Origin of the sequence: Mycobacterium sp. E2238 (assembly GCF_001672665.1) — a bacterium.
Classification (GTDB): Bacteria; Actinomycetota; Actinomycetes; order Mycobacteriales; family Mycobacteriaceae; genus Mycobacterium.
The window spans coordinates 19,664-29,422 of sequence record NZ_LZKF01000011.1; the positions used below are offsets into that span (position 1 = coordinate 19,664).

At 69.4% G+C, this 9,759-nt stretch carries 10 protein-coding genes; 1 reads left to right on the plus strand and 9 read right to left on the minus strand.

Annotated elements, in window-relative coordinates; genetic code table 11:
- Positions 1-4 precede the first annotated feature (4 nt).
- The 7 genes from map to dxr all read right to left on the minus strand — a co-directional run bounded on the left by map (position 5) and on the right by dxr (position 8,010).
- Positions 5-862 carry a type I methionyl aminopeptidase gene (gene map, locus A5711_RS00885; protein WP_067943182.1) on the minus strand — a complete coding sequence of 286 codons (858 nt, stop codon included), beginning with the start codon at positions 860-862 and terminating at the stop codon, positions 5-7.
- Between the two features lie 10 nt (positions 863-872).
- Positions 873-1,481: a DUF1707 domain-containing protein gene (locus A5711_RS00890; protein ID WP_067943165.1), complete on the minus strand. Its 609-nt coding sequence runs from the start codon at positions 1,479-1,481 to the stop codon at positions 873-875.
- Positions 1,482-1,547: 66 nt separating this feature from the next.
- Positions 1,548-3,362 carry a penicillin-binding transpeptidase domain-containing protein gene (locus A5711_RS00895; protein ID WP_067943168.1) on the minus strand — a complete coding sequence of 605 codons (1,815 nt, stop codon included), beginning with the start codon at positions 3,360-3,362 and terminating at the stop codon, positions 1,548-1,550.
- 117 nt (positions 3,363-3,479) lie between these two features.
- Complete coding sequence (locus A5711_RS00900) at positions 3,480-4,334, minus strand: GNAT family N-acetyltransferase (RefSeq protein WP_067943170.1); 855 nt, start codon at positions 4,332-4,334, stop codon at positions 3,480-3,482.
- Positions 4,335-4,390: 56 nt separating this feature from the next.
- The gene (gene ispG / locus A5711_RS00905; protein WP_067943172.1) at positions 4,391-5,557 is read right to left on the minus strand and encodes a flavodoxin-dependent (E)-4-hydroxy-3-methylbut-2-enyl-diphosphate synthase; all 1,167 of its coding nucleotides are present in this window, start codon (positions 5,555-5,557) and stop codon (positions 4,391-4,393) included.
- Between the two features lie 22 nt (positions 5,558-5,579).
- Complete coding sequence (locus A5711_RS00910) at positions 5,580-6,794, minus strand: RIP metalloprotease (protein ID WP_067943174.1); 1,215 nt, start codon at positions 6,792-6,794, stop codon at positions 5,580-5,582.
- 19 nt (positions 6,795-6,813) lie between these two features.
- Entirely contained in the window at positions 6,814-8,010 is a 1,197-nt protein-coding gene (dxr, locus tag A5711_RS00915; RefSeq protein WP_067943176.1) for a 1-deoxy-D-xylulose-5-phosphate reductoisomerase, read from the minus strand.
- 96 nt (positions 8,011-8,106) lie between these two features.
- Here dxr and A5711_RS00920 point away from each other — a divergent pair, with 96 nt between their 5' ends.
- Positions 8,107-8,361 (plus strand): DUF2631 domain-containing protein, encoded by a 255-nt coding sequence (locus tag A5711_RS00920; RefSeq protein ID WP_067943185.1) that lies wholly within the window; start codon positions 8,107-8,109, stop codon positions 8,359-8,361.
- Between the two features lie 61 nt (positions 8,362-8,422).
- Here A5711_RS00920 and rlmN read toward each other — a convergent pair whose 3' ends face one another.
- On the minus strand, positions 8,423-9,517 hold the full coding sequence (rlmN, locus tag A5711_RS00925) for a 23S rRNA (adenine(2503)-C(2))-methyltransferase RlmN (RefSeq protein ID WP_067943178.1): 1,095 nt from the start codon (positions 9,515-9,517) through the stop codon (positions 8,423-8,425).
- A 23-nt stretch (positions 9,518-9,540) separates the two neighbouring features.
- On the minus strand, positions 9,541-9,759 hold a 219-nt coding region (locus A5711_RS00930; protein WP_197520128.1), incomplete at its 5' end, for a phosphatidate cytidylyltransferase.

A 9,759-nucleotide genomic window follows, 5' to 3' on the forward strand; every position in this document is an offset into this window, starting at 1 on the left:
TCCTCTAGATCGAGGTGAGGATTTCGACGCCGGTGTCGGTCACGAGCAACGTGTGCTCGAATTGCGCGGTCCACTTGCGGTCCTTGGTGACCACCGTCCAGCCGTCGTCCCAGATCTCGTAGTCCAGGCCGCCGAGATTGATCATCGGTTCGATGGTGAACGTCATGCCCGGCTGCATGATCGTCGTCACGGAGGGCTGGTCGTAGTGCAGCACGACCAGGCCATTGTGAAACGTGGTGCCGATGCCGTGACCGGTGAAGTCACGAACCACGTTGTACCCGAAGCGATTCGCGTACGCCTCGATGACGCGGCCGACGACCGACAGCGCCCGCCCCGGCTTGACGGCGTTGATCGCGCGCATCGTCGCCTCGTGAGTGCGCTCCACGAGCAGCCGGTGCTCCTCGGCGACGTCGCCGGCCAGGAAAGTCGCGTTGGTGTCGCCGTGCACCCCGTCGATGTACGCCGTGACGTCGATGTTGACGATGTCGCCGTCCTCGACGACCGTCGAATCCGGGATTCCGTGGCAGATGACCTCGTTGAGCGACGTGCAGCACGACTTCGGGAAGCCCTTGTAGCCCAGGGTCGACGGGTAGGCACCGTGGTCGATCATGTACTCGTGGGCGATCCGGTCCAGTTCGTCGGTCGTCACCCCCGGCGCCACCGCTTTGCCCGCCTCCTGCAGCGCGCCCGCCGCGATCCGGCCGGCGACCCGCATCTTCTCGATCACCTCCGGGGTCTGCACCCACGGCTCGCTGCCCTCCCGCACGGTGGGCTGCCAGGCATACTCCGGACGGGGGATGCGGCCGGGCACCGGCAGAGTCGGCGACACCTCTCCGGGGGCAAGCGCAGTGCGAGCGGGCATGCCGACCAGCTTAATCACGCCGCGCGGGGGCGGCCCCGCCGAAGCGGCCGCGGATCAACGAGCGCCGCGGCCCGCGGATGATCACCGAGCCGCACACCACCCGTCCCGTCAACACGACGTGCGGGCGCCCTTCGCCCGGTGCGTCCTTGCGGCGGTCGCTGGCGCTGCCCACGTAGACCTCCACGTCGTCGATCGACGCGCTGGCGCCGTCCGGCAACCGGATCTCCACCGAGCCGAACCGCATGTCGAGTTCGACGACCACCACCGGGCCCGCAAACCGGGCCTTGGTGAGGTCGAGCTCGATGGAGCCCAGCCGGCGGACCAACGCCAGCCGCGTGGGCACCGTCCATTCGCCCTGGCGCTTGAGCGAGCCGGCCCAGCCGCGCAGCTCGACCCGGTCGGCGGCGGACGTGACGATCGCGCCCGGACCGGGCAGGTCGCCGACCAGCCCGTCCAGCTCTCCCCGGGTGCGCGCGTAGGACACCTGCGACGAACGCTGTTCGAACTCGTCGATATCGATCAGCCCGAGCGCGACGGCGTTGTGCAGTCTCCGCATCGTGCCGTTGCGGTCGGCGTCCGAGACCCGTAACGCCACCATCTCTCCACCGGTCTCAGTCATGGCCTTTCCTGACGCTTGAACCCTCGGCCTACCCTCGCAACTTACCGCTGGGGCGGGCCGCCGGCGTCAGGCCAGGAAGTCCGGCGGCAGCGATTCGAACATGAATTTCGTCATCCGAACCGCCCACTCGGAGCTGCCGCCCCCGACGATCAGCGAGGCGAACGCCAGATCACCGCGGTATCCGGCGAACCAGGAGTGCGATCCGCCAGGGAATTCGGCCTCACCCGTCTTCCCGTAGACCGCGCCGCAGCCGGCGATCTCCTTGGCGGTCCCGTTGGTGACCACCAGCCGCATCATGGGCCGCAGCGCGTCGATCATCTTCGGGCTGATCGGCGTCGTGTCGCCCTGCACCGCGGTCGGCCGGCCCGCGATGAGCTGCGGCACCGGGGTCCTACCTGCGGCGACCGTGGCGGCGACCAGGGCCATGCCGAACGGGCTGGCCAGCACCTTGCCCTGGCCGAAGCCGTCCTCGGTGCGCTCGGCCAGGTCCACGGTCGGCGGCACCGAGCCGGTCACGGTGGTGATGCCGTCCACCGCGTAGTCGACCCCGATCCCGTATTGGGCGGCCGTCTGGGTCAGGCCGCGCGGCGGCATCCGGCTGCTCAACTCCGCAAACGTCGTGTTGCAGGAACTGGCGAACGCCCGCGACATCGAGACCACGCCAAGATCGAAGCCACCGTAGTTGGGGATCGTGCGGTGCCCGATGTCCAGATGGCCCGGGCAGCCCAGCATCGAGTTCGGGGTGGCCATGTCGCGGTCGACGGCCGCGCCTGCGGTCACCATCTTGAACGTCGACCCCGGGGGGAACAGTCCGGTCGTGGCCAGCAGGCCGTCGGCGTCGGCGCCCGCGTTCTGCGCGATCGCCAGGATCTCCCCGGTCGACGGCTTGATCACGACGATCATCGCCTTGCCGCCCTTGTTGTCGACCGCGCGCTGGGCGGCGTTCTGCACCACCCGGTCGAGCGTGATCGAGATCGACGGCGCCGGTGACCCCTGCACCTCCTGCAGGACTTCGACTTCGACACCGTTCTGGTTGACGCTGACCACGCGCCAGCCCGCCTCGCCGTCGAGTTGGTCGACCACCGCCTTCTTCACCTCGGCCATGACCGCCGGGGCGAAATGCGGATCCGTCGGCAGGATCTCCGGCTGCGGCGTGACCACGACGCCGGGCAGCCGGCCGATCGCCGGATAGACCTTGTCGTTGTCGTCGGGATGCAGCGTCACCAGGTCCACCGGCTGGGTCGCCGAGCTGGCCTGCTCGGCGAGCAGCTGCGGGTCGTTCAGCCCGCCGTTGAAGGGGTGCAGGACGTCCACGATCGCGTGCGCCGTCGCGGCCAGGGCGGATCCGGATCCGGCCTGGGTGGCGTCCAGCGTGTAGTGGTACAGGTAGCCCGGCACCAGCACGTCGGTGCCGCCGAGTTCGTTCACCGAGGCGCGCCGCGGCCGGTCGGCCCGCAACGCGAACGTCTGGTGCTCGCCCAGCTTGGGATGCAGGTCGGTCGGGGTCCACCGGACCTCCCAGCGCCCCTCGTCGCGCGCCATCTTCAGCTGGCCGTCGTAGGTCCAGGTCCGGTTCTTGGGCAGATGCCAGGTGAAGCGATAGCCGACCGTGCCGGTGTCCTCGGCGTACTTGGCGTTGAGGATCTGCGTGTCGAGGTGGGTCGCCTGCAGGCCCGCCCACGCCGCGTTCAGCGCTTCGCGGGCCTCGTTGGGGCTGTCGCTGAGCTGGGCGGCCGTGGCGGTGTCGCCGATCGCCAGGGCGCCGAAGAACTTTTCGGCCGCGGGGCCGGGGCCGGCGGGCCGCGGTGTGCACCCGGACATCGCGGCGGCCGCAAGCAGCAATCCGGCCGCCACGATTACCAGTGGGGATTTTGTGACCATTGGTACAGATGTTATGAAGCCGGGCTACCGCACCGGCGCCGACACACCGAGATCGGATCGTGATGTAACGCGGCAATCGCCCGGCGCCCGGCTAGCCGGGCGTGCGGCGGCGGACCGCTAGTCCAGCAGGACCGTCGCGAAGTTGCCCACCTCGGCGAAGCCGACTCGGGCGTACGCGGCGCGCGCCACGGTGTTGAAGCTGTTCACGTACAGGCTGGCGGTGCGCCCGCTGCCGACGATGACGGCGGCCACAGTCGCGGTGCCGGCGGTGCCGAGGCCCAGCCCACGCCACTCCGGATGCACCCACACCCCTTGGATCTGGCCGACGCCCGGCGATTGCGAGCCGACCTCGGCCTTGAAGACCACCTGGCCGTGCTCGAACCGGGCCCAGGCGCGACCGGCCGCGATGAGGCTGGCCACCCGCCGCCGGTAACCCCGACCGCCGTCACCGACCCGCGGGTCGACGCCCACCTCGCCGATGAACATGTCCACGGCGGCCACCAGGTAGGCGTCCAGCTCGTCCGGCCGAACCTGGCGCACCCCCGGGTCGATGTCGCAGTTGGGGTGCCTGGACAGCGCCAGCAGCGGCTGGTGGTCGCGCACGTCCCGGGCCGGGCCCCACGCCGACTCGAGCCGCTCCCACATCCGCATCACCAGGTCGGACCGGCCGACCAGCGACGAACAGCGGCGCGTCCCACTCATCGCCTCGTCGGCGAAGGCGTCCATGTCCTCCGGTGCGCCCCGCAGCGGAATCAGGTTCGCACCGGCGAAGCACAGCGACTGGTCCGCGCCGCGCAGCGTCCACAGTTCCCCGCCGATGGAATTGGGGTCGATGCCGTGGTCGGCCACCCGGGCCGCGACCATGCACGATCCGACCGGATCCTCGTCGAAAACCCGCCAGACGGCGGCCGCGTCGCGCACCACGGACACCCGTCGCTCACCGACAAGGCGGAAGAGGGGCGGAGCCGACATGTGGCGAACTCTCTGTGATGCGAATTAACGGACTTGCGCGAGGGAAACGGCCCCCATCAGCTTACGGTCACGATCGGCGAACCGCTTGATGTTGTGTCAGGACCGTGATCGGTGCCCATCTCCGAGGCGAGGCGCATGGCCTCCTCGATGAGCGTCTCGACGATCTGGGCTTCCGGCACGGTCTTGATCACTTCGCCGCGAACGAAGATCTGCCCCTTGCCATTTCCCGACGCGACGCCCAGGTCGGCCTCGCGCGCCTCGCCCGGACCGTTCACCACGCATCCCATCACGGCGACCCGCAGCGGGACGTCCAGGCCGTCCAAGCCGGCGGTGACCTCGTTGGCCAGGGTGTAGACGTCGACCTGCGCGCGGCCGCAGGAGGGGCAGGACACGATCTCCAGCCCGCGCGGCCGCAGGTTCAGCGACTCGAGAATCTGGATGCCGACCTTGACCTCTTCGACCGGCGGCGCCGACAGCGACACCCGAATGGTGTCGCCGATCCCCCGCGACAGCAACGCGCCGAAGGCCACCGCGGACTTGATGGTGCCCTGGAAGGCCGGACCGGCCTCGGTGACGCCGAGGTGCAGCGGGTAGTCGCATTGGGCGGCCAGCTGCTCGTAGGCCGCGACCATCACGACGGGGTCGTTGTGCTTGACGCTGATCTTGATGTCGCCGAAGCCGTGCTCCTCGAACAGCGACGCCTCCCACAGCGCGGACTCGACCAGCGCCTCGGGGGTGGCCTTGCCGTACTTCTCCATGAAGCGCTTGTCCAGCGAGCCGGCGTTGACGCCGATGCGGATGGGGATGCCCGCCGCGGCGGCCGCCTTGGCCACCTCGCCGACGCGGCCGTCGAATTCCTTGATGTTGCCGGGGTTTACCCGCACCGCGGCGCATCCGGCGTCGATGGCGGCGAAGATGTACTTCGGCTGGAAGTGGATGTCGGCGATCACCGGGATCTGGCTGTGCCGGGCGATCTCGGCCAGCGCGTCGGCATCCTCCTGACGCGGGCAGGCCACCCGCACGATGTCGCACCCCGCCGCGGTCAGTTCCGCGATCTGCTGCAACGTCGTGTTCACGTCGTGGGTCTTGGTGGTGCACATCGACTGCACCGAAATCGGATGCTCGCTACCCACCCCGACGTCGCGGACCATCAGTTGGCGCGTCTTGCGCCGGGGGGCGAGCGTGGGCGCCGGAGCGTCCGGCATGCCCAGGCCAATGGTCACTGTTCTGGTTCCTTCGGTCGGTTTACTGGAAAAGGCTGATGGGGTTGACCAGATCCGCGGTCACGGTCAGCAGCATGTAGCCGACCACGAAGACGAGCACCACGTAGGTGGCGGGCATCAGCTTGAGGTAATTCACCGGTGCGGCCGCGACCTTGCCGCGGGCCGACCGGATCGTGTTGCGGATCTTCTCGTAGACCGCGACGGCGATGTGGCCGCCGTCGAACGGCAGCAGCGGCACCAGGTTGATCGCGCCCAGGATCAGGTTGAGCTGGGCGAGGAAGAACCAGAACGCCACCCACAGCCCGTGGTCAACGGTTTCACCGCCGATGATGCTGGCGCCGACCACGCTCATCGGCGTCTGCGGGTCGCGCTGACCGCCGCCGATGGCGTGCACCAGCGCGCCGACCTTCGTCGGGATCGTGACCAGGGCCTTGCCCACCTCGACGGTGAGGTCCCCGGTGAACGCGAACGTCGCCGGCACCGCGGTCAGCACGTTGTAGTGCGTGGGCGGGAACCGCTGAGCGCCAACGCCCATCGCACCGACGGTGGCCGCCTCGGGCTTGCCGCCCTGGCCCTTGGACAGGTAACGCTGCGTGGGCGTGACGTCGACGTAGGCGGTGACCGGCGTGCCGTTGCGCTCGACCACCACCGGGACGGTGCCGTGCAGCTTGCGCACCGCGGCGGCCATCTCCTCGAAGGTGGACACCTTGGTGTCCCCCACCTTGACGACGACGTCCCCGGCGTGGATGCCCGCCATCGCGGCCGGGCCCGGCCCGGTGCAGTCCGCGATCTTTCCGGGGGCCACTTCCGGTGCGACACAAGCGGTTTCGCCGACGACGGCCCGGGTGTCCGGGTGCAGATTCGGCAGACCCGAGACCAGCGCGATGCCATAGATCAGCACCAGGCAGATGACGAAATTCATGCCGGGGCCCGCGAACAGCACGGCCACCCGTTTCCAGGCCGCCTGCTTGAACATCGCCCGGTCGGTTTCGTCGGGGGCCAGCTCCTCGACCGAGGTCATTCCGGCGATGTCGCAGAAGCCGCCCAGCGGCACCGCCTTGAGGCCGTACTCGGTCTCGCCGCGCCGCGTCGACCACAGCGTCGGACCGAACCCGACGAAGTAGCGACGGACCTTCATGCCGGTGGCGCGGGCTACCCACATGTGGCCGCACTCGTGCAAGGCCACCGAGATCAGGATGGCAAAGGCGAACAGCACAATGCCGATAACGAACATCATCTCCGCTGCAGGACCTTTCTCACACCATTCCGGAGGCGTTGACGGAGGCCTCGGTGGGCCGTGCGTGTGCGACGGCGCGTCGCGCTCGCTCCCGCGCCCAGCGCTGCGCGTCTAGTACCTCATCCACGTTAGCGGGTGAAACCGCCCATTGGTCTGCGGCGTGCAGCACGTCGGCGATGGTTTTCACGATGACGGGGAATCCCACCCTGCCCGCCAGGAACGCCGCCGCGGCTTCTTCGTTGGCCGCGTTGTAGACCGCCGTCATGCAACCGCCGGTCTGCCCGGCATACCGAGCCAGTTCCACGGCGGGGAAAACCTCGCCGTCCAGCGGTTCGAAATCCCAGCTAGAGGCGGTGCTGAAGTCGCAGGGCGCGGCCACCCCGGGAACCCGGTCCGGCCAGCCCAGCGCCAAGGAAATCGGCAGCTTCATGTCCGGGGGGCTCGCCTGGGCGATGGTCGAGCCGTCCACGAACGTGACCATCGAATGAACAATCGACTGCGGGTGCACGACGACCTCGATGCGGTCGTACGGGACGCCGAACAGCAGGTGTGTCTCGATGAGTTCGAGGCCCTTGTTGACCAGCGACGCCGAGTTCAGTGTGTTCATCGGGCCCATCGACCAGGTCGGATGGGCGCCGGCCTGTTCCGGGGTGACGCCCTCGAGCTGGGCGGCGGTCCAGCCGCGAAACGGCCCGCCGGAGGCGGTCAGCACCAGCTTGGCGACTTCCTCGGGGGAGCCCCCGCGCAGGCACTGGGCCAGCGCGGAGTGTTCGGAGTCGACGGGCACGATCTGACCCGGCCGCGCCGCCCGCAAGACCAACGGACCGCCGGCGACCAGGGACTCCTTGTTGGCCAGCGCCAGCCGGGCGCCCGACTCCAGGGCGGCCAGCGTCGGGCGCAGGCCCAGCGCCCCCACCAGCGCGTTGAGGACGACGTCGGCTTCGGTGTCCTCGATCAGGCGGGTCACTGCGTCGGGGCCGCGGTAGGGCACGTCGGCGGCCTGCGCCGCGCGTTCGTCGGCGACGGCGATGTTGGTGACGCCGGTCTCGGCACGCTGACGCAGCAGGGTGTCCAAGTTGGCGCCGCCCGCGGCCAGGCCGACCACCTCGAAACGGTCCGGATGGGCCGCGATCACCTCCAGAGCCTGGGTGCCGATCGAGCCGGTGCTGCCCAGCACCAGCACGCGCAGGCGGCCCTCGGGTGTCGCGATCGTCACTCACTCATTGTGCCCCGCCCGGTGACGACGCGAGGGCTGCGGGACCTCGCCGCGGGTATGCCAGAATCGCTGCAGGACCGACGAAAGGGATTCACCGTGGCCAGTACCGAGGTGGAACACTTCAGCGGCGTCGACACCGTTGAGGTGCCGTCCGCGGCCTGGGGTTGGAGCAGGATCAATCACCGCACCTGGCACATCACCGGCCTGGTCATCATCGTGTTCCTGCTGGCGATGCTGCGCGGCAATCACGTCGGCCACATCGAGAACTGGTTCCTGATCGGGTTCGCCGCCCTGGTGCTCTTCGCGCTGGTCCGCGACCTGTGGGGCCGCCGGCGCGGCTGGATCAGGTAGCCGCTACTTCTTTTCGGCGGCCAGCTGTCCGCAGGCCCCTGCCGATTCGCCCGCGCTCCAGCTACCCGCCCTCGGCGGCCAGCTGTCCGCAGGCGGCACTGATCTCCCGGCCACGGGTGTCCCGGACCGTGCAGGAAACCCCCTGCGCCCGGACCCGCCGGACGAACTCCCGCTCCACCGCCTTCGGGCTGGCATCCCATTCGCTGCCCGGCGTCGGGTTGAGCGGGATGAGGTTCACGTGCACCAGCGGGCCGAGCGCCCGGTGCAGGCGTTTGCCCAACAGATCCGCCCGCCACGGCTGGTCGTTGACGTCGCGGATCAACGCGTACTCCACCGATACCCGCCGTCCGGTCACGTCGGCGTAGTAGCGGGCGGCGTGCAGCGCCTCGGCGATCTTCCAGCGGTTATTGACCGGCACCAGCGTGTCGCGCAGTTCGTCGTCGGGCGCGTGCAAAGACAGCGCCAGCGTCACCCCGAGCCGTTCGTCGGCGAGTTTGCGGATTGCGGGAGCCAGGCCGACCGTCGAGACCGTCACCGAGCGGGCCGATATGCCGAAGCCGTGCGGGGGCGGCTCGGTGATGCGCCGCACCGCGGCCACGACCCTGGCGTAGTTGGCCAGCGGCTCCCCCATGCCCATGAACACGACGTTGGAGAGCCGATCGCCGAAATCGTCGCGCAGGGCGACGGCGGCGGACCGGACTTGTTCTGTGATCTCCGCGGTCGACAGGTTTCGGGTGAGACCGCCCTGCCCGGTCGCACAGAAGGGGCAGGCCATGCCGCAACCGGCCTGCGACGAGATGCACACGGTGTTGCGCTGTGGGTAGCGCATCAGCACCGACTCGAAGGTCGTCCCATCGGTGCCGCGCCACAACGTCTTTCGGGTCTGCCCGGAGTCGCAGGTGACTTCGGCGGCCGCGGTGAGCAGGTGCGGGAACAAGGCCTCGGCGATCCGGTCCCGCACTGCGGCCGGCAGGTCGGTCATCTCGCGCGGATCGGCGATCAGGCGGCCGTAGTACTGCTGGGCGAGTTGCTTGGCGCGGAACGTCGGCAGGCCCAGCTCCGCGACGGCCGCGGCGCGGGCTTCCGCGTCGAGGTCGGCCAGGTGCCGCGGCGGCTTGCTCGGGCGGGGCTCGGTGAAAACCAGTTCTTGGACCATGACCAGTCCAGTATCGGCCCTTCTCAGGGGACGAGCGTCAGCACCGTCCACGCGGCGACCGCCGACGGCAACACGCCGTCGAGCCGGTCCATCAGACCGCCGTGGCCCGGCAGCAACCGGCCCATGTCTTTGATGCCGAGGTCGCGCTTGATCTGAGACTCGACCAGATCGCCGAGCGTGCACGTGAGCACCAGGATCACCCCCAGCAGCGCCCCGATCCAGGGCGGTTTGCCGGCCAGGAA

Coding starts and splice junctions, on each gene's coding strand:
- map (WP_067943182.1), bottom strand. CDS start 862: ATGCCCGCTCGCACTGCGCTTGCCCCCGGAGAGGTGTCGCCGACTCTG.
- A5711_RS00890 (WP_067943165.1), bottom strand. CDS start 1,481: ATGACTGAGACCGGTGGAGAGATGGTGGCGTTACGGGTCTCGGACGCC.
- A5711_RS00895 (WP_067943168.1), bottom strand. CDS start 3,362: ATGGTCACAAAATCCCCACTGGTAATCGTGGCGGCCGGATTGCTGCTT.
- A5711_RS00900 (WP_067943170.1), bottom strand. CDS start 4,334: ATGTCGGCTCCGCCCCTCTTCCGCCTTGTCGGTGAGCGACGGGTGTCC.
- A5711_RS00910 (WP_067943174.1), bottom strand. CDS start 6,794: ATGATGTTCGTTATCGGCATTGTGCTGTTCGCCTTTGCCATCCTGATC.
- rlmN (WP_067943178.1), bottom strand. CDS start 9,517: ATGGTCCAAGAACTGGTTTTCACCGAGCCCCGCCCGAGCAAGCCGCCG.